Below are 25,534 nucleotides of genomic sequence, written 5' to 3'. Positions count from 1 at the left end.
TCAATGGACGCTCCGCGTCCGCTTCGGCAGGGACGCGGAGCGTCCCGGGCTGCATTCCCACGCGGAGCGTGGGAACGATCATCGTCGTCGTTTAAATCAAATGAGGTCCCATGCCCAACCGCCCGCCTCTCGACGCTGTCACCGCCCGCTGGGTGCCGTGGGTTGTCGCCATTGCGTTCTTCATGCAATCGCTCGACGGGACCATCCTCAACACCGCCCTGCCCGCCATGGCCCGAGACCTGGCCGAAGACCCGCTGCGCATGCAAGGCGTGATCATCGCCTACATGCTCACCGTCGCCTTGCTGATCCCCGCCTCGGGCTGGATCGCCGACCGTTTCGGCACCCGGAAAATCTTCTTCAGCGCGATCCTGCTGTTCAGCCTCGGCTCGTTGCTCTGCGCCCTGTCGAGCACCCTGAGCCAGTTGATTGGCGCGCGGGTGATTCAGGGGCTGGGCGGTGCGCTGATGTTGCCGGTGGGACGACTGGTGGTGTTGCGCGCCTACCCGCGCTCGGAGCTGGTGCGGATCATGGGCTTCATCACCATCCCCGGATTGCTCGGCCCATTGATCGGCCCGACCATGGGCGGCTGGATGGTCGAATACCTGACCTGGCACTGGATCTTCCTGATCAACCTGCCAGTCGGCGCTGTCGGTTGTTACGCCGTGTGGAAATTCATCCCCGACCTGCGCGGCACCGAACGCACCCGCTTTGACAGCCTGGGCTTTTTGCTGTTCGGCGCGGCGATGGTGCTGATCACCGTTGCCATGGAAGGTCTGGGCGAATTGCACCTGCCGCACTTGCGGGTGATGTTGCTGCTGTTCGGCGGCATGGCGTGTCTGGCGGCGTACTGGTTGCGGGCCGGGCACATCGATAATCCGCTGTTCGCGCCGTCACTGTTCAAGACCCGGACGTTTGCCGTAGGCATCCTCGGCAACCTGTTCGCCCGCCTGGGCAGCGGCGCCCTGCCGTTTCTCGTGCCATTACTGTTGCAAGTGGCGCTGGGCTATTCGCCGTCCCAGGCCGGGATGAGCATGCTGCCGCTGGCGGCGGCTGCGATGGTCGCCAAGTCGGTGGCGCGACCGCTGATCGAACGCCTGGGCTATCGCATCGTGCTGACCGGCAACACATTGGCGCTGGGGCTGATGCTGGCGAGCATGGGGCTGGTCAGCGAACAAACGCCGTACTGGCTGCTGTTGGTGATGCTATCGATTCTCGGGGCGATCAACTCCTTGCAGTTCACCGCAATGAACACCGTCACCCTGATCGACCTCGACGACGCCAGCGCCAGTAGCGGCAACAGCCTGCTGTCGGTAGTCGCGCAATTGTCCCTGAGCCTTGGTGTTGCCTGTGCCGGCGCCTTGCTCGGCGGCTTCACCGCAGAAGTCGGCAACGATGGCGCGGACACGGTATTGGTCGCCTTCCAGCTGACCTTTGTGACGGTCGGGATCATGGCGATGCTGGCGGCAACCATCTTCTCCCAGCTTTCACCCAAGGATGGCCGACGGACGGTCAGTCGCGAGCACGATATAGAGCACTGACTTGTAGCAGCTGCCGAGGCACGAGGCTGCGTTGGGCTGCGCAGCGACCCCTTGGGGCGGTCCTGCGGACACGCAACGCAGCCTCGTGCCTCGGCAGTTGCTACGGCTACTCGTCCAGAAATTGCAGGTGCAGAGCCGGAGACTGATACACTGCGCGACATTTTGTTTTGCAGGCCAGTCCCGTGACCACCATCGCCACCGCTTTTAATACTTTGCCGCTGTCCGCCGCCATGCTGGCTAACCTCGACTCTTTGGGTTATGCCGAGATGACGCCGATCCAGGCGCAAAGCTTGCCGGTGATCCTCAAGGGGATGGACCTGATCGCCCAGGCCAAGACCGGCAGCGGCAAGACCGCCGCCTTCGGTATCGGCCTGTTGAACCCGATCAATCCGCGCTTCTTCGGTTGCCAGGCGCTGGTCATCTGCCCGACTCGCGAGTTGGCTGACCAGGTCGCCAAGGAAATCCGTCGCCTGGCCCGTGCCGAAGACAACATCAAGGTCCTGACCCTGTGTGGCGGCGTGTCCTTCGGCCCGCAGATCGGCTCCCTGGAACATGGCGCGCACATCATCGTCGGCACCCCGGGTCGCCTTCAGCAGCATTTGCGCAAAGGTTCGCTGGTGCTCCATGGCCTGAACACGCTGATCCTCGACGAAGCCGATCGCATGCTCGACATGGGTTTCTACGACTCCATCGAAGAAATCATTGCCCAGACCCCAGCGCGTCGCCAGACCCTGCTGTTCTCCGCCACGTACCCGACGGGTATCAAGCAGTTGGCGGCGAAATTCATGCGCACGCCTCAGATCGTGAAGGCCGAGGCGTTCCACGACGACACGCAGATCGAACAGCGTTTCTACGAGATTTCCCCGGAAGAGCGCATGGACGCCGTGGTCAAAGTCCTCGCGCATCATCGTCCGGCATCGTGTGTCGCCTTCTGCTTCACCAAGCAGCAGGTTCAGGAAACCGTCGATCACCTGACCTCCAAAGGCATCTCTGCCGTCGGCCTGCACGGCGACCTGGAACAGCGTGACCGCGACCAGGTACTGGCCATGTTCGCCAACCGCAGCACCTCGGTGCTGGTCGCTACCGACGTCGCCGCTCGCGGCCTGGACATCGATGCGCTGGACATGGTGATCAACGTCGAACTTGCCCGTGATTCGGAAATCCACATCCACCGTGTTGGCCGTACCGGTCGTGCCGGTGAGAAAGGGATTGCGATCAGCCTGGTCGCACCGTCCGAAGCGCACCGCGCCCAAGCCATCGAGCTACTGCAGAAGTCGCCGTTGAGCTGGGATCAACTGGACAACCTCAAATCCCAGGGCGGCGCACCGCTGCTGCCGGTGATGAGCACGCTGGTCATCGGCGCTGGCCGTAAAGACAAGGTGCGTCCGGGCGACATTCTGGGCGCACTGACCGGTGATGCCGGTATTCCGGGCGCTCAGGTTGGCAAGATCGCGATTTTCGACTTCCAGGCCTATGTGGCGGTGGAACGCGGGATCGCCAAGCAAGCCTTGCAGCGCCTGAATGACGGCAAGATCAAAGGCCGTTCGCTGCGCGTTCGTATCCTCTGATCATGATCGTTCCCACGCTCTGCGTGGGAATGCATCCCGTGACGCTCCGCGTCACATAACGGCGGACGCAGAGCGTCCATGGCGGCATTCCCACGCAGAGCGTGGGAACGATCATTGTGTGAGGACACCGTTTTGCGCTCTACCGAAGTCGTGATCATTGGCGCTGGCGCCGCAGGTTTGATGTGTGCGCTGACCGCCGCCGGGCGCGGGCGCAAGGTGATGTTGCTCGACCATGCCAACAAGGCCGGCAAGAAAATCCTGATGTCGGGCGGTGGCCGCTGCAATTTCACCAACATGTACACCGAACCGGGCAATTTCCTCTCGCAAAACGAACACTTCTGCAAATCCGCCCTGGCGCGCTATACCCAGTGGGATTTCATCGGCATGGTCGCCAAGCACGGCGTGCCGTACCACGAGAAGAAACTCGGCCAACTGTTCTGCGATAACAAATCCAGCGACATCCTCGACATGCTCCTCAACGAGTGCGATCAGGTCGGCGTCAGCCTGCACCTGGACACCTCGATCCAGCACATCGAGAAAATGGAAAGCGGCTACCTGCTGCAAACCACCCTCGATCAGATCACCTGCGAATCGCTGGTGATCGCCACGGGAGGCTTGTCGATCCCGACGCTGGGCGCCACTGGTTTCGGCTATCAGGTGGCCAAACAATTCGGCCACGACTTGCTGCCGACCCGCGCCGGGCTGGTGCCGTTCACCATCACCGATCAGCTCAAGGAGCTTTGCACCGAGCTCTCCGGTACGTCGGTGGATTGCCTGGTGAGCTGCAACGACCAGAGTTTCCGCGAGAACATCCTGTTCACTCACCGCGGCCTCAGTGGTCCGGCGATTTTGCAGATTTCATCGTTCTGGGAATCCGGCGACACGGTTGAGATCAACCTGATGCCGGACCACGACGTGCCGACCTGGCTGCAACAGCAGCAAGCCGAACGGCCGAACAGCGAGCTGAAAACCCTTCTGGGGGAAATCTTCACCAAGAAGATGGCCAACCTGCTGGCGGACAACTGGTTCGTCTCCAAACCGATGAAGCAATACACTCACGCGGAAATTGCCGACATCGCCGAAAAACTGGCGAGTTGGAAAGTGGTGCCGGCCGGCACTGAAGGTTATCGCACCGCTGAAGTGACATTGGGCGGCGTCGATACCAACGAGGTGTCATCCAAGACTATGGAATCGCTGAAAAGCCCCGGCCTGTATTTCATTGGCGAAGTGCTCGACGTCACCGGGCATCTGGGCGGTTTCAACTTCCAGTGGGCGTGGGCCTCCGGTTACGCGGCTGCGCAGTACGTCTGACATTTCTCGATGTGGGACTAGCTTTTGTGGCGAGGGAGCTTGCTCCCGCGGGCCTGCGCAGCAGGCCAAAAACCTGCCATCACCGTTTGTCTGACACACCCATGCACTGGATTTACGACGGCTGCGCCGCCGAGCGGGAGCAAGCTCCCTCGCCACAGGATTCAATGCAGACCTGACACCTCCAGCAGTAAGGAACAGATTTTGCTGTCAGATGTGATCGGCGCCATTGCGTCGACGTCATTACTGGCTCAATTTAGCGTCATTGCCTCGGAAGGCCCTCGCACTTCATGTCATCGACCCCCTTCAATCAGTCTCTGCGTCGCCTCTGGGCGCTGGATAAATTCAGCTACAGCGTGCGGGTGTTCATCGCCCTGACCGGCAGCATGGCGCTGTGTTGGTACAAGGATGAAATGGGGCTGCTGATCCCGCTGTTCCTCGGGATCATCGCCAGCGCCCTGGCCGAGACCGACGACAGTTGGCAAGGCCGCCTGAACGCACTGGCCGTGACGCTGGTGTGCTTCAGCGTCGCCGCCCTCTCCGTTGAACTGCTCTTCCCCTACCCCGTCGTTTTTGTCATCGCCCTGGCCCTGGCCAGTTTCGGCCTGACCATGCTCGGCGCCTTGGGCGAACGCTATGGCGCGATTGCCTCGGCGACGTTGATCCTGTCGGTCTACACCATGATCGGCGTGGACCAGCGCGGCGGCGAAGTCATCGATTTCTGGCACGAACCGGTGCTGCTGGTGGCCGGCGCCGCCTGGTACGGTTTGCTCTCGGTGCTGTGGCAGGCGATGTTTTCCAATCAGCCGGTGCAGCAAAGCCTGGCGCGATTGTTCCGCGAACTGGGTTTGTACCTGAAGCTGAAATCGTCGCTGTTCGAGCCGATCCGGCAGATGGACGTGGAAGCGCGCCGACTGGAACTGGCGCAGCAAAACGGCCGTGTCGTGGCCGCACTGAACGCTGCCAAGGAAATCATCCTGCACCGGGTCGGCAACGGCCGGCCGGGCTCGAAACTCAGCCGTTACCTGAAGCTGTACTTCCTCGCCCAGGACATCCACGAACGCGCCAGTTCCTCGCACTACCCTTACAACGCCCTCGCCGATGCATTCTTTCATAGCGACGTAATGTTCCGCTGCCAACGCTTGCTGCGCCAGCAAGGCAAAGCCTGCCGGGCGCTGGCCGAGTCAATCCAGATGCGCCAGCCGTTCGTCTATGACGCCAACTTCGCCGAAGCCCTGAGCGACCTGCACGCCTCCCTCGAACACCTGCGCATCCAGAGCAACCCGGCCTGGCGCGGACTGTTGCGGTCGTTGCGGGCACTGGCGGCCAACCTCGGCACGCTCGACCGCTTGCTCAGCGACGCCAGCAACCCCGATGCCCTGGCGGACGCCACCGACAGCAGCCTGCTCGACCGTTCGCCCCGCAACCTCAAGGATGTGTGGATTCGGTTACGCACGCAGCTGACACCAACGTCATTGCTGTTCCGTCACGCACTGCGTTTGCCCCTGGCCTTGAGCATCGGCTACGGGATGGTGCATTTGATCCACCCGTCCCAGGGTTACTGGATCATCCTCACCACGCTGTTTGTCTGCCAACCGAACTACGGCGCCACCCGCCGCAAACTCGGCCAGCGGATCATCGGCACCGCCATCGGCCTGACCGTGGCCTGGGCGCTGTTCGATCTGTTTCCGAATCCCTTGGTCCAATCGTGCTTCGCGATCGCCGCCGGGGTGGTGTTCTTTATCAACCGCACCACCCGCTACACCTTGGCGACGGCCGCGATCACCTTGATGGTGCTGTTCTGCTTCAACCAGGTCGGGGATGGTTACGGGTTGTTCCTGCCACGGCTGTTCGATACCTTGCTCGGCAGCCTGATCGCCGGGCTGGCGGTGTTCCTTTTCCTGCCGGACTGGCAGGGTCGACGCCTGAACAAAGTGCTGGCCAACACCCTCACGTGCAACAGCATTTACCTGCGCCAGATCATGCAGCAATACGCCGCCGGCAAAAGCGACGACCTGGCGTATCGGCTGGCCCGACGCAATGCGCACAACGCCGACGCGGCCCTGTCGACGACGCTCGCCAACATGCTGATGGAACCGGGGCATTTCCGTAAGGAAGCGGATGTCGGGTTCCGCTTTCTGGTGCTCTCGCACACCTTGCTCAGTTATTTGTCCGGACTGGGCGCACACCGGGAAACCCAGCTACCGCCCGACGTGCGCGAGCATTTGATCGACGGTGCCGGGGTGAGACTGGCCGCCAGCATCGATGAAATTGCCCAAGGGCTGGCAAGCAAACTGCCGATTGCGATTCAGAGCGATGAGGAAGAGGCGCTGGCCAATGAGCTTGAACAGATGCCGGACGAAATCGATGAAGGGCAGCGACTGGTGCAGACGCAGTTGGCCTTGATCTGCCGTCAGCTTGGGCCATTGCGCACGTTGGCGGCGCACCTTATCAAGGAAACGAGTAAGGATTGAGAGGTGTGGCGGCTGGGCCGGCCTCATCGCGAGCAGGCTCGCTCCCACAGTGGATCTGCTGTGGGTGCAGATTTTGTGTACGGCAGAGATCTAATGTAGGAGCGAGCCTGCTCGCGATGAGGCCATCAGCCCCACCACAAACCTCACATCCCATGCTGCTTCATCAACCGCTGATAACTCCCATCCACTTTCATCGCCGCGATCTCGCGGTCGAAACCGGCGACGATCTGTTCATGCCTGGGGTTCTTCAGGCTGACCAGGATGTGCAGGCTGTTCTCGCTCAATGGCTTGGGCAAAAACTCCACCGCATTGCGCACCTTGGCTGATTCCCTGGCCAGGTAATAACGCGCAACGTACTCGTCTTCCAGCGTCAACTTGACCCGGTCGGCGGCGACCATGCGCACAGCCATGGAAAAGCTGTGCACCGGGACTTTCTGCAGTGATACGTCGTCATCGAACGCCGACGAATAGGCGTAACCGCGCACCACCGCTATTGGGTAGGTATGCAGTTGATGCAGGTTGTTGTATTCGATCGGCGTGTCTTTGCGCTTGAGAAAGCGCACTCGATTGAGCAGGTATTCGCCGGAAAACTGGCCAAGCTTCGTACGATCGTCGGTGTACCAGGCGTTGACCAACACGTCGTACCGCCCCTCGCCAACCCCCATCAAGGCACGCGCCCAAGGCACTTGTTCAAAGTCGCTGGCATAACCGGCCCGGGCCAGGGCTGTGCTGACGATGTCCGTGGCCAACCCACCGTTGACCAGCGTGGCGTCGGTAAAGGGTGGCCAGGCATCGGCGACCAATCGCAGCTTTTCCGCTGCTGCGCCTTGAGTCAGCAACAGCAATCCAATCAAAGCAAAGGCTCGATGCAATTGCGGCATGCTAGAAATCCTTAGCGGGCGGGGCACTCCAGCCCAGATTACACAAACAAGACAACGCCGCGCGAAATGAATGATGGCATTTTGGCCTATGTCACAGATTTCTTTGCCATACAGACATCTTTCGCCTGGACGCTTAGTATCGGAGCGACGATGTTCAAGGGAGTGTGAAGATGACAATCGATTGGGTCTGCAAACACCACAGCGATCTGGGCAAAGAGCAGCTGTACGCCATTCTGCAGCTACGTGCAGAAGTGTTTGTCGTTGAGCAGAAATGCGTCTATCAGGACATCGACGGCCAGGATCTGGAAGGTGACACTTGCCATCTGATGGCCTGGGACGGGGATCGGCTGGTGGCGTACCTGCGGCTGCTCGACCCAGAGTTACAGGGGGGTGACGTGGTCATCGGGCGAGTGATCATTGCCCCTCAAGCGCGCGGTACAGGGCTTGGGCATGAGTTGATGGCACAGGCGTTGAAGCAGGCTGAAAAGCGCTGGCCTGAAGTACCGATCTATCTCTCGGCCCAGGCGCATTTGCAGGGGTACTACGCTAAATACGGATTTGTGGTGGCGGGCGAGGAATTTCTTGAGGATGGCATTCCGCATATCGGGATGCGCCGCCCGTAATGAGCGCTCCCACGCTCTGCATGGGAACGCAGCCCGGGACGCAGAGCGTCCCTGCCGAAGCGGACGCAGAGCGTCCATTGAGGCATTCCCACGCAGAGCGTGGGAACGATCAGAGTCGAGCGTTCAGGGATATTCCAGCACCGCTTTGATCTGCCGAAGATTGCGCTCGATCCACCCCCGATCTATCGCCCCCCACTCGCGAATCCGATAACGCCCGGCATGATTGCGCGCGCCTTCTTCCTGCTGGAACTCGCAAACAATGTCCAGATCCGCCAATGCCGCGATGGTGTCCTGAGCCGTGCGCCGGGGCATGCCGGTCACTTCGGTCAGCGCCGGGACGCTACTGGCCAACCCGCTATCGATCAGGTACGCCACGTACAACCGACGATAGAAGCTGCTTTTGGTCTTGCTTACATCCATCGAAACACTCCCGGCTGCGATATCTTGATTTTTATTGCATGTCCCGCCACGTCAGGTACACCCGCACATCGAACTCAACCTGGTGATACCCCGGCAACATGTGATCGCAAAGCTTGTAGAACGCCTTGTTGTGATCCGACTCTTTGAAGTGCGCCAGTTCATGCACCACGATCATCTTCAAAAACTCGGCCGGTGCTTCCTTGAACAATGAAGCCACACGAATTTCTTTCTTGGCCTTGAGCTTGCCGCCCTGTACCCGGGAGATCGCGGTGTGCAATCCGAGGGCGCGGTGGGTCAGGTCCAGGCGGTTGTCGAACAACACCTTATCGATGGCCGGGGCGTTACGCAGGTATTCCTGCTTAAGGTCCAGCGTATAGGTGTACAACGCCTTGTCGCTCTGGATCCGGTGTTTTTCCGGGTAACGCTGGCTCAGGTAATCGCCCAGCCGACCGTCGGCGATCAGCTGGCGCACTTGGTCCTGCAGAGCAGCAGGATAGGCCTGGAGGTATTTCAACGCGGTCATTGGGGCGGCAACACGATTCACCAAAAGGTCGCCAGTGTAGCGAATTCAGCCGGTCAGCGTGTTCCAGTCGAACGGCCGCACAAAGTCGCCGACGTCCTCGGCCATCATCGGCCGTGCCACCAGAAATCCTTGCACGTACTCGCAACCATTGGCTTGCAGCCACCGATATTGCGCAACGGTTTCCACCCCCTCGGCAATCACCAGCATCCCGTACTCCTTGCACAACTCGATCACATTGCGCACCAGCGCCGCATCGCGTGAGGACTCCAGAAGCCGGGCAATCAAATGCCGGTCGAACTTGAGCGTGTCCAACTCCAGATCCCGGAGATGAGACAGCGAACACGGCCCGCAACCAAAGTCATCCAGGGCCACCCGCACACCCAGGTTTCGCAGCAGGCGCAGCTGTTTACGGGTTTCCTCAGGGTTTTGCATCAAGGCCTCTTCGGTGACCTCGACTTCCAGATGGTGCGCCTGCAAGCCATGGCGCTCGAGCACCTGGCGCAACTCGGTGACCAGATTGGGCATGCCGAATTGCGTACTGCTCAAACTCACGCCCAGCACGAGGTTGTCGGCGAACAGGGTTTCCCAGGCTTTTCGCTGGCTCGCCCCTTGTTGATAGATCCAGCTGCCCAGGCGACTGATCAACCGCGCCTCTTCCAGCAAGGGTAAAAACAGCCCCGGCGGTACATCGCCGACGCTCGGGTGCTGCCAGCGGATCAGCGCTTCGAACCCACGAATCTGCCCGCTGGCAATGGCCACCTGGGGTTGATACACCAAATTGAAATCACGGTTCTCGATCGCCGCGTGCACACTTTCTTCGAGCATCAACCGCGAGCGTGCCCGGCCGTTCATTTCATGATCGTAGAAACGATATTGCTGACGACCGGCGCGCTTGGCTTCGTACATCGCGATGTCCGATGCACGCAACAAACCGTCAAGATTGGAACCGCAATCCGGGTACGTCGCAATGCCGATGCTGGCGCCCAAGGCGATATCCAGACCATCGATCTGCTGACAGACCGACACCCGCTCGATCAGCTTCTCGGCAATCTTTGCCGCTTGCTCGGGGAACTCCAGATCCAGCAACGCGGTGAACTCATCACCGCCCATGCGCGCCAGAATGTCGAAGGGCCGCAGGCAGGCCTTCAACTGCTCGGACACCCACCGCAGCACCCGGTCGCCGGCATCGTGACCGAGGGAATCGTTGACCCGCTTGAAGCCGTCGAGGTCCAGATACAGCAGCACCCAGGCGCTGTCGGAACGCTCGCCACGCAACAGCAGGTTTTCCGCCGTCTGGTAAAAGCCGCGACGATTGAGCAGCCCGGTCAATGGATCGGTGACGGCCTGAAACTCCAGTTGCTGATGCAGATGGCGCACCACCGACATGTCCAGCACCGTCACCACCATCGCGTTTTGTTCGCTGGGCAACGGTGCGCAGGACAGCGCCACGGGCACCTGCTGGCCGGGCGCCGTACGCAGCAAGGCATCGTGTAGGCGCAAGGTTTCACCACGTTTGTAACCCGTGAAAAATTCGGAGTCGGTCCAGACCGGGATGTGCGGTTTTTGCAGGAAATCCAGGAACTCTTTGCCTTGCAGGTCTTGCACCGTGGCATTGAGCAACCGCGACATCGCCGGATTGGCATAGCGGATCAGACCCTCCTCACCGACCACCAGGATGCCTTCGGCGGCATTGTCGAGCACCGAGGCATTAAACGCGCGTGCGACCTCCAGATCGCGACTCAGGCGCTGCAACGCACGGCGATTGCGTTGGTGCTCGAGCAGCGCCTGGACTTTGGGCTTGAGAATTTGTGGGTCGAACGGTTTGAACAGGTAATCCACCGCACCGCTGGCATAGCCCTTGATCACGGCGTCCTGGGACTGTTCGTTGGCGGTAAGGAAAATGATTGGCGTGAGGCGGGTTCGTTGGCTGCCGCGCATCAGGCGTGCCACTTCAAAACCGTCCATGCCCGGCATCTGCACATCCAGCAGCACCAGGTCGATATCGTGTTCGAGTAACAGGCTGAGCGCCTCGAAGCCCGAGGCGGCGGTCATGACCTGCCAGTCCTGGCGCTGCAACAACGCGCGCATGCTGATCAGGTTTTCAGGGTAATCATCAACGATTAAAAGAATTGAATTGCCTTCAGCTGGCGTGGGTTGCGCGCATTCCATGCTGCTTCTCTTATGCGGGACGTCAGGCCGGTTTCTCGTGAAAACCGGACAAATACTAAGCCTTCACTCTAGACCGGGTTCCGCAAAAGCAGAAGCTATCAGTACGCCATCATTTAACCAATGCGTCCATTTACCGACTAACGGTCGGCGCCACAGCCCGCTAAAACCGGGAAAGATGGCCTTTTAACAGGATTTTGACGCCACCCGTTTGTCAATTACGCATTAACAAATTGAACTTCTACGATTATAAGGACTGCCCCCAAGGCGCGCGCCAGAGCTTCTGGAACGTACGTGCAGTAAAAAAACCGTGGAAGCTTTTGTCTATGATCGATCTCGCAACCTGGAACCTCAGCGTTCCCGTCGGCAGTCCGCCGTACACCGTTGAAACGTCAAAACTGGTGGATGGCTTCAAGGACCAATACTTCCACTCCGACACCGGCACTTTGTTTTTCTGGACGCCGGTCACCGGTTCTACCACTGAAAACGCCAAGTATCCGCGCACCGAGCTTCGCGAAACCTACAGCAACGGCACACTGAAAAACTGGTTCTACCCGGACGCCGACAACTTCCTGCGCGCCACCCTGGCGGTAAATCAGGTACCGACCTCGGGCAAGATCGTCATTGGCCAGATCCACGCCTATGAAAGCCAGAAACCGATGGTGAAGCTCGAGTATCAGTACTCGACCAGCACACAGTCGGGCAACCTCGTCGCCAAGGTCCGTATGCGCCCTGATGACGATACCGCCCGGATAATCACCATCGCTACCGGGGTGAAACTGGATCGGGAGTTTTCCTACCTCATCCACCTGAGCCCGGGCGGAGCGTTGGGCATCAGTGCGGCAGGCTACCAGTGGGACACCGACATCAGCAGGACCTGGAGCGTCAAGCCGTTGTACTTCAAGGCCGGGGCGTATGTACAGGACAACACCGGGTACACCACCGAAGGCGGAAAAGTGACGTTCAGCAAGCTGGATATTGATCACGAAAGGTAACTTTCTCACCCGGGAATACAGCCGGGGACGCTCACCAAGAACAACTTGACCTCTGTAGCAGCTGCCGAGCCTGCGAGGCTGCGTCCGAGGACAACGTCCTCGCAAGCCCGGCAGCGGCTACAAATCCCAGCGTCCGCAAAATTCGTAGGACCACTCCCTCTGTGGCGAGGGGGCTTGCCCCCGTTGGGATGCGAAGCAGCCCCAAACCCTGCTACGCAATTTCCTCAGACACACCATAGCGCCCGGTTTTACGACGGCTGCGCCGCCGAACGGGGGCAAGCCCCCTCGCCACAATGACCGAGCGCGATCCTACACCCCGGTTGCAGCCACCAAAGTCGCCGCTTATAGTTCGCCCCGTCGCTGACAGCAGTCGGCGATAGGGTTTCGCAGCCCTACCGAGTTAGAACCACAACCGTCAAAATACGACACGGGCAGCGCATGCCCGTACTCGTTCTTTATGGCGGCTGTGCGTGGGAGACCTTCGGGTCTGCCGGGTCTTAACTCCTCGGTCTGCGAACCCGCGCACAGCTGCCACCCCATTTTTTTCGCAGCAAACGGTGGCGAATTCTTTCTTGAGTTAAGGATTTCCATGAGCAATTAACAACCGCCTCGCCGCTTCACCCCCATGTCCCAATTCGCCACCGACTACCCCGTCCTGCTCATCGACAGCGACGCCCCACTCCAAGAACTCCACAACTGCGTCAGCGAACGCCTCAGCGCCGTCCTCAAATACCTGCACCTCATGGCCTGCACCAGCCTGCCGGACTATGCCGAGAACGACATCAACACCGTCACCAACATCGCCCGGATCATGGTCCAGGATGTAAGCGATGTGTTTCGGGTGATTGAGCAGCGCGGGCTTGATAAACCAACAAATAGCTAAGTTCTTTGAGAAAAAGGGGACGATTAAATAAATCTGCCCCTTCCCCTCACGTCCCCCGCAATAAACCTGTCTTCCTATAGCAAAAAGATATTAAAAACTGTCACTTATTACAGGTGACCGCGCACCCTCACAGAACTAGCCTTATCGACGAAACACAAAAAAACAAGAACAGGACACATAAACAAATACCCCCTGTTCTTTTTTAATTTTTTATCTTCAACATCATAAGGATATAAAGTATGGGCGCTTTAGTAGGAACTTTTTATGGTGCGCTTGCGGAAAATCACGTCTATCTGACAGTCCATAGCAGTGATGACTATGCAGGCCCGGTTAACGCGACCGCGAATGTTAATGGACAAACCGGAACAATCAACGGGACGCAGAGCATCTGGGCAAACTACACAACTATTACGCTCAGCGGGATGGTGGGTGGAAACACAGAAAACTGGACACTTACAACTTCAGACTTTAACACTCTGAATGGGACCCGAAGTTTCACTGAAGCTACCGGCATTTCGTACTCTCAACAAGTAGGGCTTGGTCGGATTGGGTGAGCGCAAAACATATAAAACAGGGAATATCAGCCATAAACACTCAGGATAAAGATGTCACCTATTACGGACTTTTTCCAGATTGGGTAGAAACATGTCCGCTATAGGTTACATTCCATCCGCCTTATGTCGGCGCATTTCATGCAAAACGTCCCACCCACAAAAAACCCGCCTCACGGCGGGTTTTTAATGCAACTCAAACGCTTACGGCTTAGTTAACCTTAGCGTTCAACTCACCCTTCAAATAACGCTGATACATCCCTTCCAACGAGATCGGCTTGATCTTCGAAGCATTACCGGCAGTACCAAACGCTTCATAACGTGCGATACACACATCACGCATGGCAGTCACAGTCGCGCCGAAGAATTTACGCGGATCAAACTCGCTCGGGTTGGTGGCCATCAGGCGACGCATCGCACCGGTGGATGCCAGGCGCAGGTCGGTGTCGATGTTGACCTTGCGTACGCCGTGCTTGATGCCTTCGACGATTTCTTCAACCGGTACGCCGTAGGTTTCTTTGATGTCGCCGCCGTACTGGTTGATGATCGCCAGCCACTCTTGCGGAACCGAAGACGAACCGTGCATCACCAGGTGGGTGTTCGGGATGCGTTTGTGGATTTCTTTGATGCGGTCGATGGCCAGTACGTCGCCGGTAGGCGGCTTGGTGAACTTGTACGCGCCGTGGCTGGTGCCGATGGCGATGGCCAAGGCGTCGACCTGGGTGCGCTTGACGAAGTCAGCGGCTTCTTCCGGGTCGGTCAGCATTTGGCTGTGATCCAGAACGCCTTCGGCGCCAATGCCGTCTTCTTCACCGGCCATGCCGGTTTCCAGCGAACCCAGGCAGCCCAGCTCGCCTTCTACCGAAACGCCGCAGGCGTGAGCCATGGCGACGGTTTGTTGGGTAACACGCACGTTGTAGTCGTAGTCGGTCGGGGTCTTGCCGTCTTCGCCCAGGGAACCGTCCATCATCACCGAGCTGAAGCCCAGTTGAATGGAGCGCTGGCAGACGTCAGGACTGGTGCCGTGATCCTGGTGCATGCACACCGGGATGTGCGGGAATTCTTCGATTGCCGCGAGGATCAGGTGACGCAGGAACGGTGCGCCGGCGTATTTGCGAGCACCGGCCGAAGCCTGGACGATCACCGGGGAGTCAGTCTTGTCAGCGGCTTCCATGATGGCGCGCATCTGCTCAAGGTTGTTGACGTTGAAGGCTGGAACGCCGTAGCCGAACTCGGCTGCGTGGTCCAGCATCTGGCGCATGCTGATAAGTGCCATTGTGTGTGTATCTCCCGGTTGAGGGTCGTTAATCGTGCCAGCCTGCCGTAGCGGCGGCGGCTATTCAAGTTATTGCAGATCGGGGGTCAGCCCGGGCTGCGAATTCGGTACAACAAAAAACCTGTGTCGCTGAAACCTTGTGGCGAGGGGGCTTGCCCCCGTTCGGCTGCAAAGCAGTCGCAAAATCGGGCGACGCGGTCTAATTGAAGCATCGCGTCCGCTGGCCTCGGGAGCGCTTCGCACTCCAACGGGGGCAAGCCCCCTCGCCACAAAAGCCCGCTCCCACATTTGGATCTCTGTGAATCAAATCAATCGTCTTACTCGGCTTTGCAACCGCGGCCGATCAAATCATTGGTGGCGACCCAGTACACCAGGCCTTCCTCACCTTTTATGTGAAACGCCAGCATGTCGTTGCTGTACAGCGAACCGTCGGCGCCCGGCTCATGCTTCAAGCGATAGACCTGATCGGCACCGCCCAGGCGCACGTCGACTTCCTTGCGGCTTTCGTCGGTGTAGCGCCAGAGCACTTTGGCCTGACTGTCGCAGGTCCAGGTGGTCCAGCTGTCCGTCGATTCGGCAGGCTTGAACAGATTGAAATTCGAGCAACCTGCCAGCAGCGCCAGCGCCGTAACGGCGATAAAACCTTTCATCCATGTTCCTCGACTGACGGCACGCCGCCAGCCCTGAGTAAAGTGTCAGACCCGTCAAGGGCAGCCATGTTCCTTGGCCGGGGTCTGTGTCTCGTATTTGTCCAGGCCATCAGGCCCGGAACGCTTGTTGATCACCGGATTGGTTTCGGCCTGCCAGTCGGCCTGGTAGCAGCCTTTGTCCTGTTCAGGCGTCTCGGGCACCTTCGGGGCTTTCGGGTTACTCCCGCAAGCCGCCAGCGCCCCGGCGATCATCAACAGCGCTAATGTTTTGACCATCTGAACACTCCTTTGCCTGGTCAAATGGGCGGCCTCAGGCCTTGGCCCGGCTTTCCAGGACTTCAACGGCCGGCAGCACCTTGCCTTCGACGAACTCGAGGAACGCGCCGCCACCGGTAGAAATGTAGGAGATCTGATCGGCAACGCCATATTTATCGATGGCGGCCAGGGTGTCGCCGCCGCCAGCGATGGAGAACGCCGAGCTTTCTGCGATGGCCTGGGCCAGGACTTTGGTGCCGTTACCGAACTGGTCGAATTCGAACACGCCCACCGGGCCGTTCCACAGGATGGTCTTGGACGACTTCAGCAACTCGGCGAAATTCGCCGCGGTCTGCGGGCCGATGTCCAGGATCATGTCGTCTGCGGCCACGTCGGCAATCAGCTTGACGGTCGCGGTGGCGGTTTCAGCGAATTCCTTGGCAACCACGACATCGACCGGCAGCGGCACGCTGACCTTGGCGGCGATGGCGCGAGCGGTGTCCAGCAGGTCCGGCTCGTACAGGGATTTGCCGACCGGGTGACCGGCAGCGGCCAGGAAGGTGTTGGCAATGCCGCCGCCGACGATCAGCTGGTTGCAGATCTGGCTCAGGCTGTTCAGCACGTCGAGTTTGGTCGAGACCTTGGAGCCGGCAACAATCGCCGCCATTGGCTGCGCCGGGGCGCCGAGGGCTTTGCCCAGTGCGTCCAGTTCGGCAGCCAGCAATGGGCCAGCAGCGGCGACTTTGGCGAACTTGGCCACGCCATGGGTCGAACCCTCGGCGCGGTGAGCGGTGCCGAAGGCATCCATCACGAACACGTCGCACAGGGCGGCGTATTGCTGGGCCAGTTCGTCAGCGTTCTTTTTCTCGCCCTTGTTGAAGCGCACGTTTTCGAACAGCACGATGTCGCCGGCCTTCACGTCAACGCCGTTCAGGTAATCGGCCACCAGTGGCACTTCACGCCCCAGAGCCTTGCTCAGGTAGTCAGCGACTGGCTTGAGGCTGTTCTCGGCCGAGAACTCGCCTTCGGTCGGACGGCCAAGGTGCGAGCAGACCATCACGGCCGCGCCTTTTTCCAGGGCCAGCTTGATGGTCGGCAGCGAAGCCAGGATTCGCGCATCGCTGGTGACTACACCGTCCTTGACTGGGACGTTGAGGTCTTCGCGGATCAGTACGCGCTTACCTTGCAGATCGAGGTCGGTCATCTTCAACACGGTCATGGGTCGCATTTCCTACTGTTTTGGAGAGGCAGCTGTTTGCAGATAATGTTCTGCAACATCCAGCATTCGGTTGGCAAAACCCCATTCGTTGTCGAACCAGGCCAGGATGTTCACCAGCCGTGGGCCGGAAACTCGGGTCTGACTGGCATCGACGATGGCCGAATGTGGGTCATGGTTGAAATCACAACTGGCGTGAGGCAACTCGGTGTAGGCCAGAAGGCCTTTGAGCGGGCCATGGGTGGCGGCCTCGCGCAGAATCCGGTTGACCTCGGTGGCGTCGGTATCGCTTACGGTCTGCATCGTAATGTCGAGGCAAGACACGTTAACCGTCGGCACCCGCACGGCTTTGGCCTGAATTCTGCCGGCAAGTTCCGGCAACAGGCGCTCGATGCCACGCGCCAGACCAGTGGACACCGGAATTACCGACTGAAACGCCGAACGGGTGCGGCGCAGGTCTTCGTGGTGATAGGCATCGATCACTGGCTGATCGTTCATCGCCGAGTGAATGGTGGTGATCGACACGTATTCCAGACCAATGGCCTGATCCAGCAGGCGCAACAGCGGCACGCCGCAATTGGTGGTGCAGGACGCGTTGGACACCAGCAACTCGTCGCCGGTCAGGCAATCCTGATTCACGCCGTAGACGATGGTGGCGTCGACATCCGCTTCGCTGGCCATCGGCTGGGAAAACAGCACGCGCGGCGCACCGGCGTCGAGGAAACGCTGGCCGTCTTCGCGAGTGTGGTAAGCGCCGGAGCATTCCAGCACCAGATCGACGCCCAGCGACGCCCAATCGATGCCTTCAGGAGTGGCACTGCGCAAGACCTTCACGCAGTCGCCATTAATATGCAGACAATCGCCCTCGACCCTCACTTCCCCGGGAAACCGCCCGTGAGTGGAGTCGAAACGTGTCAGGTATTCGATGCTGGCCATGTCCGCCAGATCGTTGATCGCAACAATTTCAAACCCGGCCTTATCGCCTCGCTCAAACAACGCACGCAAGACGCAACGACCAATCCGGCCGTAGCCGTTGAGTGCAACTTTGTAAGGACGCGGTTGAGGCATGGGGTTCTCGATTACCGTGGTGAATCCGTCATTGCAGCGTTGAATGTTCCATCGTGATCGCGAGCAGGCTCGCTCCCACATGGACGGTGTAGATCCCTGTGGGAGCGAGCCTGCTCGCGATAGCGTCAGATCAGACGATACATTTTCTGGATCAGTCTTCCAGCAGCTCTTCAGCCTGACCCAGGATGTTTTCCAGGGTGAAGCCGAACTCTTCGAACAAGGCTGGCGCAGGCGCCGACTCGCCGTAGGTGGTCATGCCGATCACGCGGCCTTCCAGGCCCACGTACTTGTACCAGTAGTCCGCGTGGGCGGCTTCGATGGCGATACGGGCGCTGACTTGCAACGGCAGGACTGCTTGCTTGTAACCGGCGTCCTGAGCATCGAACACGCTGGTGCAAGGCATCGAAACAACCCGCACTTTGCGACCTTGTTCAGTCAGCTTGTCGTAGGCCTGAACGGCCAGACCGACTTCCGAACCGGTGGAGATCAGGATCAGCTCAGGCTCGCCCTCGCAATCCTTCAACACGTAACCGCCACGGGCGATGTCGGCGATCTGGAACGCATTGCGGGTTTGGTGCTGCAGGTTCTGACGCGAGAAGATCAGCGCCGAAGGGCCGTCCTTGCGTTCCAGCGCCATTTTCCAGCACACCGCCGATTCAACGGCATCGGCTGGGCGCCAGGTGTCGAGGTTCGGCGTGCTGCGCAGGCTGGTCAGTTGCTCGATCGGCTGGTGAGTCGGGCCGTCTTCGCCCAGACCGATGGAGTCGTGGGTGTAGACGAACACGACACGCTGCTTCATCAGCGAGGCCATGCGCACGGCGTTGCGGGCGTATTCCATGAACATCAGGAAGGTCGCGCCGTAAGGCACCAGGCCGCCGTGCAGGGTCACGCCGTTCATGATCGCGCTCATGCCGAACTCGCGAACGCCGTAGTACATGTAGTTGCCGCTGGCGTCTTCAGCCGTAACACCTTTGCAACCTTTCCACAGGGTCAGGTTGGAACCGGCCAGGTCAGCGGAGCCGCCCAGCAGTTCAGGCAACAGCGGGCCGTAGGCATTCAATGCATTCTGGCTGGCCTTACGGCTGGCGATGGTTTCGCCCTTGGCGGCGACTTCAGCAATATAAGCATCGGCTTGTTCAGCGAAGTCTTCCGGCAGTTCGCCGCTCAGGCGACGAATCAGCTCGTTGGCCAGTTCAGGGAAGGCAGCGGAGTAGGCCGCGAAACGCTGATCCCATTCGGCTTCGGCCGCGCGACCGGTTTCCTTGGCGTCCCACTCGGCGTAGATATCGGCCGGGATTTCGAACGGACCGTGATTCCATTTCAGCGCAGCACGGGTAAGAGCGATTTCCGCGTCACCCAACGGGGCGCCGTGGCAGTCTTCCTTGCCTTGCTTGTTCGGCGAACCGAAACCGATGGTGGTCTTGCAGCAGATCAGGGTTGGCTGATCGCTTTTGCGCGCCGTTTCGATCGCGATCTTGATCTCTTCAGGGTCGTGACCGTCGACGTTGCGGATCACCAGCCAGTTATAGGCTTCGAAACGCTTGGGCGTGTCGTCGGTGAACCAGCCTTCGACTTCGCCGTCGATGGAAATGCCGTTGTCGTCGTAGAAGGCGATCAGCTTGTTCAAGCCCAAAGTACCGGCCAGGGAGCCGACTTCGTGGGAAATGCCTTCCATCATGCAGCCATCACCCAGGAACACGTAGGTGTGGTGATCGACAATGTTGTGGCCCGGACGGTTGAACTGCGCCGCCAGGACTTTTTCTGCCAGGGCAAAACCCACGGCGTTGGCCAGGCCTTGGCCCAGTGGACCGGTGGTGGTTTCAACGCCTGGGGTGTAGCCGAATTCCGGGTGACCCGGGGTACGGCTGTGCAGCTGGCGGAAGTTCTTCAGGTCTTCGATCGACAGATCGTAGCCGGTCAGGTGCAGCAGCGAGTAGATCAACATCGAGCCGTGACCGTTGGACAGCACGAAGCGGTCACGGTCGGCGAACGATGGATTGCTCGGGTTGTGCTTCAGGTAGTCACGCCAAAGTACTTCGGCGATATCCGCCATACCCATAGGGGCACCGGGATGGCCGCTGTTGGCTTTTTGCACGGCATCCATGCTGAGGGCACGAATGGCGTTGGCACGCTCACGACGGCTGGGCATCGCTGTTCTCCTGCGGATATTGAATCGAGAGTGAATAAAACGAAACGGAAAAAAGGCGAGCATTTTCCCTCACCCACCCGCCTCGGGGCAATGACAGATAGTCATCTGAAGGCGTTTTTCCGGTGGATAAAGTCGCATTCGCCTGATGAAACCTTTCCGCTGACGATTTGTAGAGTGACCCTTTCCCTGAGAAGTGCCATCTATCGAGCAATATCAAAACTTTTTGATATTGCTCTTGCGGTGTTTTCTGACCGTCACTAGACTGCTGGCCTTATGAATTTACCTGCGCCTTCCATTCGACATGACGATTGCGATGAGCTGGCGGCCCTGTGCAAGGCCGGCGGCGATCCTCTGCGGCTGAATGTATTGCGCGCGCTGGCCAACGATTCGTTTGGCGTACTGGAGCTGGCGCAGATCTTCGGCATCGGCCAGTCCGGCATGAGTCACCACCTCAAGGTATTGGCCCAGGCCGATCTGGTGGCGACGCGCCGTGAAGGCAACGCGATTTTCTACCGCCGCGCCCTGCCCCACACCGACCTGTTGGGCGGCAAGCTGCATGCCGCGCTACTGGAAGAAGTGGACAACCTGACCCTGCCTGCCGAAGTGCAGTCGCGGATCGGTCAGGTCCATGGGCAACGCGCGGCGGCCAGCCAGGACTTTTTCTCACGGGTCGCGGAGAAGTTTCGCGCCCAGCAAGACTTGATCGCCGGCCTGCCGCAATACCGCGAAAGCGTGGTGGCATTGCTCGACAAGCTGAGTTTCGGCGATGGCGCCACAGCCATCGAAGTCGGCCCCGGCGACGGTGCGTTTCTGCCGGAACTGGCGCGCCGCTTCACCCAGGTCACAGCGCTGGACAACAGCCCGGCGATGCTCGAACTGGCGCGCCAGGTTTGCGAACGTGAAACGCTGGCTAACGTCAGCCTGCAACTGGCCGATGCATTGAATGGCGTAAGCCTTCAGGCCGATTGCGTTGTACTGAACATGGTGCTGCACCATTTCGCCGCGCCGGCCGAAGCACTCAAGCACATGGCCAACTTGCTGCAACCGGGCGGCAGTCTGCTCGTGACAGAGTTATGTAGCCACAACCAGAGTTGGGCCAGGGAGGCCTGCGGTGATCTATGGTTGGGGTTTGAACAGGACGATTTGGCCCGTTGGGCCACCGCTGCGGGACTCGCTCCCGGGGAAAGCCTCTATATCGGCTTACGTAATGGTTTCCAGATCCAGGTCCGCCATTTTCAGCGACCGGCTGGCGACACTCACCATCGGTAAATTCAGGAAAAAATCGAGATGAGCGAATACTCCCTCTTCACCTCCGAGTCCGTGTCCGAAGGGCACCCGGACAAAATCGCCGACCAGATTTCCGATGCTGTGCTGGACGCCATCATTGCTGAAGACAAGTTCGCCCGTGTAGCGGTCGAGACTCTGGTAAAAACCGGCGTGGCAATCATCGCAGGTGAAGTCACCACGTCGGCCTGGGTCGACCTGGAAGAAATCGTGCGCAACGTGATTCTGGACATCGGCTACAACAGCTCCGATGTCGGTTTCGACGGCGCCACTTGCGGCGTGATGAACATCATTGGCAAGCAGTCTCCTGACATCAACCAGGGTGTCGACCGTGCCAAGCCTGAAGATCAGGGCGCCGGCGACCAGGGCCTGATGTTCGGCTACGCCAGCAACGAAACCGAGGTGCTGATGCCAGCACCGATCACCTTCTCGCACCAGCTGGTTCAGCGTCAGGCCGAAGCCCGTAAATCCGGCCTGCTGCCTTGGCTGCGCCCGGATGCCAAGTCGCAAGTGACTTGCCGTTACGAAGGCGGCAAGGTTGTCGGTATCGACGCCGTTGTATTGTCGACCCAGCACAACCCTGACGTATCGTACAAAGACCTGCGCGAAGGCGTGATGGAGCTGATCGTCAAGCACGTACTGCCTGCCGAGCTGCTGTCCAAGGACACCCAATTCCACATCAACCCGACCGGCCAGTTCATCATCGGTGGCCCGGTAGGCGACTGCGGCCTGACCGGTCGCAAGATCATCGTTGACAGCTACGGCGGCATGGCCCGTCACGGCGGTGGCGCGTTCTCCGGTAAAGATCCATCAAAGGTTGACCGTTCGGCCGCCTACGCCGGTCGTTACGTGGCCAAGAACATCGTGGCGGCCGGCCTGGCCGAGCGCTGCGAGATTCAGGTTTCCTACGCCATCGGTGTTGCTCAGCCTACGTCGATCTCGCTGAACACCTTCGGCACCGGCAAAATCAGCGACGAAAAAATCGTCAAGCTGGTTCGCGAAGTGTTCGACCTGCGTCCATACGCAATCACCACCATGCTCGACCTGCTGCACCCGATGTACCAGGAAACCGCTGCGTACGGCCACTTCGGTCGCACGCCGACTACCAAGACTGTGGGCGATGACACTTTCACCACCTTCACCTGGGAAAAGACCGACCGCGCCGAATCCTTGCGCGCTGCTGCCGGCCTGTAAGACTTCCCCCGGCGGTACCAAAAGCCCTGCACGGTTCGCCGTGCGGGGCTTTTTATTGCGTGAAAATCGAAAGATCGCAGCCTCGTTTCACTCGACAGCTGCTACAGGGATTTGTGTAGCAGCTGTCGAGTGAAACGAGGCTGCGACCTCTTGATCTTCCTGTCTATCGAAACACACCGAAAAACATCCTCGCTAACGACGCCCGAAAGCTGACTAACCTTGAAAGCATTCTCCCCGAGCAAGGACGCTCACGATGCTTCGGCGCCTGTTTTTCTGTTTTCTCCTGACCTTTCCTTGCCTGAGCGCAAACGCTACCGATTGTCCCGACTGGCCACCCGCGCGCGCCCTGGACGAAATCACGTCACTGCAGAAACAAATCGACCTCTGGGACGACAGCTATCACCGGCGCGGCCGTTCATTGGTCGCCGATGAACTCTACGATCAGTCCCGTGCTCGGCTGACCGAATGGCGCACCTGTTTCGACCTGGGCCAACCCGCAGAACCGCTACGCACCGCGGGCGGCACGATGCCTCATCCGATTGCCCACACAGGCCTGGAAAAACTCCACGATGGTCGCGCCGTCGAAGCCTGGCTAAAAGGACGGAACGATGTCTGGATTCAGCCCAAGATCGACGGCGTGGCGGTGACGCTGATCTACCGCAAAGGCCTGCTGACTCAAGCCATCAGCCGCGGTGACGGCGTAAATGGCCAGGACTGGACAGCTTCGGCGCGCCAGATCGCCGCCATCCCCCAACAACTGCCGCAGCCACTGGACCTGCTGCTGCAAGGCGAACTCTATTGGCGCCTGACCGATCACGTACAGGCCCGCGCCGGCAGCCTCAACGCACGCGCCACAGTGGCCGGCTTGATGGCCCGCAAAAACTTGAGCATGGAGCAAGCCGCGGGGATCGGCCTGTTTGTCTGGGACTGGCCCCAAGGCCCGGCCAGTTTGCCCGCGCGCATCGCAGCCCTGGATGAGCTGGGCTTTCCGAGCACCGCCCCTTACAGTCACTCGATCAAGGAATTTGCCGACGCTGAACGTTGGCGCGATCACTGGTATCGCTCGCCCCTGCCCTTCACCAGTGATGGCATCGTCCTACGCCAGGATCAGCGTCCAGCCGCCGAGCGCTGGCAGGCTAAACCGCCTTATTGGAGCGTCGCCTGGAAATACCCTTTTGCCCAAGCCTTGGCCGAGGTGCGCAAGGTCCACTTCAAGATAGGGCGAACCGGACGAATCACCCCGGTACTGGAGCTGACACCGGTCATGCTCGACGACCGGCAGATCAAGCGAGTCAGTGTGAGCTCACTGCAACGCTGGGAAGCACTGGATATCCGGCCCGGAGACCAGGTTGCCATCAGCTTGGCGGGCCTGACCATTCCAAGGTTAGACAGCGTCATGCTGCGCAGTACCGAACGCGCTGAATTGAGCGTTCCGCTGGCGGAGGACTTTCATCATTTGAGCTGCTGGCAGCCGACGCCAGGGTGCGAAAGCCAATTCCTCGCCCGACTGACCTGGCTCAGTGGCAAGCAGGGCCTCGCGTTGTCGCATGTCGGCCCTGGCACCTGGGAGAAACTTTTCGAAACAGGCCGTCTGAATGGCCTGCTGGATTGGTTGACCCTCGATGCTCAAGAGCTTGCTAACATTGCCGGCTTCGGCGAACGCAGCAGCGCTCGCCTTTTGAACAGTTTCAACAGCGCCCGACAACGTCCTTTTCCGCGCTGGCTCAAGGCCCTGGGTTTACCGCCGACCGGCCAGGCACAGCTTGCCGATTCATGGCCGGAACTGGCACAAAGAGATATCGAACAATGGCAGGCAGAACCCGGCATCGGCCCAGGACGCGCGGCGCAATTGAGTGCATTTTTCCGCGACCCGCAGGTCCTGGCCTTGAGAGAAACATTACGGGTTGCGGGGATTGACGGATTTTAGCCGCCGGCGATGCCCGCCCCCGGGAACCCAATGGTACCGCCGGGCTCAAACACCCCATCGCCATATCGACCCGATCGCTTTTTCACACGGAGCTTTTATGAAATTTCTTTCACCGCTCGCCCTGTTGACCCTTTGCAGCGTGCTGGCCACTCCGCTGATGGCCGCCGAAGAAGCTCCGGGCCTGACCGGCTGCGCCGCAAAGAAGCAGGGCATCATCAATCAGATCGAACTGGCCAAGTCTCACGGTAACGCCGACCAGCAGGCAGGCCTTGAAACAGCCTTGAGCGAAGTCACTGCTCATTGCACCGATGCTTCCCTGAAGAAAGAACGGGAGAACAAGGTGCTCGACGCCAAGCACGAAGTCAACCAGCGTCAGGCTGACCTGGACAAGGCCATGAAGAAAGGCGACGCCGAGAAGATCAACAAGCGCAAAGACAAACTCGCCGAGTCCCGCAAGGAATTGCAGGAAGCACTCGATGAGCTGGATAAGTAAGGATCAGTTCAGCACTGATCGTTCCCACGCTCTGCGTGGGAATGCAGCCCGTGACGCTCCGCGTCACTGGACGCGGAGCGTCCCTAGAGGCA

Annotated in this window: 22 protein-coding genes; 12 read left to right on the top strand and 10 right to left on the bottom strand. The window is 59.5% G+C overall.

Annotation, left to right across the window (positions count from 1 at the left end):
- Positions 1-110 precede the first annotated feature (110 nt).
- The 4 genes from mdtD (at position 111) to yccS (ending at position 6,888) form a co-directional block, all read left to right on the top strand.
- Positions 111-1,538, top strand: a complete 1,428-nt coding sequence (mdtD, locus tag AC3WP4_RS11055) for a multidrug transporter subunit MdtD (protein WP_102614910.1) — start codon at positions 111-113, stop codon at positions 1,536-1,538.
- Positions 1,539-1,768: 230 nt separating this feature from the next.
- A complete protein-coding gene (dbpA, locus tag AC3WP4_RS11050; protein WP_232252256.1) occupies positions 1,769-3,106 on the top strand; it encodes an ATP-dependent RNA helicase DbpA in 1,338 nt (445 codons plus the stop codon).
- 132 nt (positions 3,107-3,238) lie between these two features.
- Entirely contained in the window at positions 3,239-4,417 is a 1,179-nt protein-coding gene (locus AC3WP4_RS11045; protein WP_074871549.1) for a BaiN/RdsA family NAD(P)/FAD-dependent oxidoreductase, read from the top strand.
- Between the two features lie 287 nt (positions 4,418-4,704).
- Entirely contained in the window at positions 4,705-6,888 is a 2,184-nt protein-coding gene (gene yccS, locus AC3WP4_RS11040; protein WP_074871552.1) for a YccS family putative transporter, read from the top strand.
- A gap of 143 nt (positions 6,889-7,031) precedes the next feature.
- Here the strand turns inward: yccS and AC3WP4_RS11035 are convergent, their stop codons facing one another.
- A complete protein-coding gene (locus tag AC3WP4_RS11035) occupies positions 7,032-7,769 on the bottom strand; it encodes a substrate-binding periplasmic protein (protein WP_074871553.1) in 738 nt (245 codons plus the stop codon).
- Between the two features lie 170 nt (positions 7,770-7,939).
- On the opposite strand from AC3WP4_RS11035, the gene AC3WP4_RS11030 reads away from it, so the two are divergent.
- The gene (locus AC3WP4_RS11030) at positions 7,940-8,392 is read left to right on the top strand and encodes a GNAT family N-acetyltransferase (RefSeq protein WP_074871556.1); all 453 of its coding nucleotides are present in this window, start codon (positions 7,940-7,942) and stop codon (positions 8,390-8,392) included.
- Positions 8,393-8,515: 123 nt separating this feature from the next.
- Here the strand turns inward: AC3WP4_RS11030 and AC3WP4_RS11025 are convergent, their stop codons facing one another.
- The 3 genes from AC3WP4_RS11025 to AC3WP4_RS11015 are packed head-to-tail and all read right to left on the bottom strand — an operon-like array spanning position 8,516 to position 11,504.
- Positions 8,516-8,812 carry a winged helix-turn-helix domain-containing protein gene (locus AC3WP4_RS11025; RefSeq protein WP_008151963.1) on the bottom strand — a complete coding sequence of 99 codons (297 nt, stop codon included), beginning with the start codon at positions 8,810-8,812 and terminating at the stop codon, positions 8,516-8,518.
- A 31-nt stretch (positions 8,813-8,843) separates the two neighbouring features.
- A complete protein-coding gene (locus tag AC3WP4_RS11020; RefSeq protein ID WP_074871559.1) occupies positions 8,844-9,335 on the bottom strand; it encodes a M48 metallopeptidase family protein in 492 nt (163 codons plus the stop codon).
- Between the two features lie 45 nt (positions 9,336-9,380).
- Positions 9,381-11,504 (bottom strand): putative bifunctional diguanylate cyclase/phosphodiesterase, encoded by a 2,124-nt coding sequence (locus AC3WP4_RS11015; RefSeq protein WP_102614911.1) that lies wholly within the window; start codon positions 11,502-11,504, stop codon positions 9,381-9,383.
- A gap of 323 nt (positions 11,505-11,827) precedes the next feature.
- Between AC3WP4_RS11015 and AC3WP4_RS11010 the strand changes: the two genes are divergently transcribed.
- The 3 genes from AC3WP4_RS11010 to AC3WP4_RS11000 all read left to right on the top strand — a co-directional run bounded on the left by AC3WP4_RS11010 (position 11,828) and on the right by AC3WP4_RS11000 (position 13,933).
- On the top strand, positions 11,828-12,496 hold the full coding sequence (locus AC3WP4_RS11010) for a polysaccharide lyase family 7 protein (RefSeq protein WP_074871564.1): 669 nt from the start codon (positions 11,828-11,830) through the stop codon (positions 12,494-12,496).
- A 625-nt stretch (positions 12,497-13,121) separates the two neighbouring features.
- Complete coding sequence (locus AC3WP4_RS11005) at positions 13,122-13,379, top strand: fructose-bisphosphate aldolase (protein ID WP_102614912.1); 258 nt, start codon at positions 13,122-13,124, stop codon at positions 13,377-13,379.
- 239 nt (positions 13,380-13,618) lie between these two features.
- A complete protein-coding gene (locus tag AC3WP4_RS11000; RefSeq protein ID WP_139273352.1) occupies positions 13,619-13,933 on the top strand; it encodes a hypothetical protein in 315 nt (104 codons plus the stop codon).
- 208 nt (positions 13,934-14,141) lie between these two features.
- Here the strand turns inward: AC3WP4_RS11000 and fba are convergent, their stop codons facing one another.
- From fba to tkt, 6 genes are all read right to left on the bottom strand, one after another.
- Complete coding sequence (fba, locus tag AC3WP4_RS10995; RefSeq protein WP_007975467.1) at positions 14,142-15,206, bottom strand: class II fructose-bisphosphate aldolase; 1,065 nt, start codon at positions 15,204-15,206, stop codon at positions 14,142-14,144.
- Positions 15,207-15,523: 317 nt separating this feature from the next.
- A complete protein-coding gene (locus AC3WP4_RS10990; protein WP_102614913.1) occupies positions 15,524-15,856 on the bottom strand; it encodes an MliC family protein in 333 nt (110 codons plus the stop codon).
- Between the two features lie 54 nt (positions 15,857-15,910).
- A complete protein-coding gene (locus AC3WP4_RS10985) occupies positions 15,911-16,132 on the bottom strand; it encodes a hypothetical protein (protein WP_074871568.1) in 222 nt (73 codons plus the stop codon).
- A gap of 34 nt (positions 16,133-16,166) precedes the next feature.
- The gene (locus AC3WP4_RS10980; protein ID WP_074871570.1) at positions 16,167-17,330 is read right to left on the bottom strand and encodes a phosphoglycerate kinase; all 1,164 of its coding nucleotides are present in this window, start codon (positions 17,328-17,330) and stop codon (positions 16,167-16,169) included.
- Positions 17,331-17,342: 12 nt separating this feature from the next.
- Positions 17,343-18,395 carry an erythrose-4-phosphate dehydrogenase gene (gene epd, locus AC3WP4_RS10975; protein WP_102614914.1) on the bottom strand — a complete coding sequence of 351 codons (1,053 nt, stop codon included), beginning with the start codon at positions 18,393-18,395 and terminating at the stop codon, positions 17,343-17,345.
- Between the two features lie 151 nt (positions 18,396-18,546).
- The gene (tkt, locus tag AC3WP4_RS10970) at positions 18,547-20,544 is read right to left on the bottom strand and encodes a transketolase (RefSeq protein ID WP_074871572.1); all 1,998 of its coding nucleotides are present in this window, start codon (positions 20,542-20,544) and stop codon (positions 18,547-18,549) included.
- 273 nt (positions 20,545-20,817) lie between these two features.
- On the opposite strand from tkt, the gene AC3WP4_RS10965 reads away from it, so the two are divergent.
- From AC3WP4_RS10965 to AC3WP4_RS10950, 4 genes are all read left to right on the top strand, one after another.
- The gene (locus AC3WP4_RS10965; protein ID WP_102614915.1) at positions 20,818-21,813 is read left to right on the top strand and encodes an ArsR/SmtB family transcription factor; all 996 of its coding nucleotides are present in this window, start codon (positions 20,818-20,820) and stop codon (positions 21,811-21,813) included.
- Positions 21,814-21,831: 18 nt separating this feature from the next.
- On the top strand, positions 21,832-23,022 hold the full coding sequence (metK, locus tag AC3WP4_RS10960; RefSeq protein ID WP_102614916.1) for a methionine adenosyltransferase: 1,191 nt from the start codon (positions 21,832-21,834) through the stop codon (positions 23,020-23,022).
- Between the two features lie 253 nt (positions 23,023-23,275).
- On the top strand, positions 23,276-24,949 hold the full coding sequence (ligB, locus tag AC3WP4_RS10955; protein ID WP_102614917.1) for an NAD-dependent DNA ligase LigB: 1,674 nt from the start codon (positions 23,276-23,278) through the stop codon (positions 24,947-24,949).
- A gap of 97 nt (positions 24,950-25,046) precedes the next feature.
- A complete protein-coding gene (locus AC3WP4_RS10950) occupies positions 25,047-25,442 on the top strand; it encodes a DUF1090 domain-containing protein (RefSeq protein ID WP_102614918.1) in 396 nt (131 codons plus the stop codon).
- Positions 25,443-25,534: the final 92 nt, after the last annotated feature.

Source organism: Pseudomonas sp. FW305-20 (genome assembly GCF_058788075.1).
Note: the sequence above shows the minus strand (reverse complement) of the source record. Positions and strands in the feature narration are given on the sequence as shown.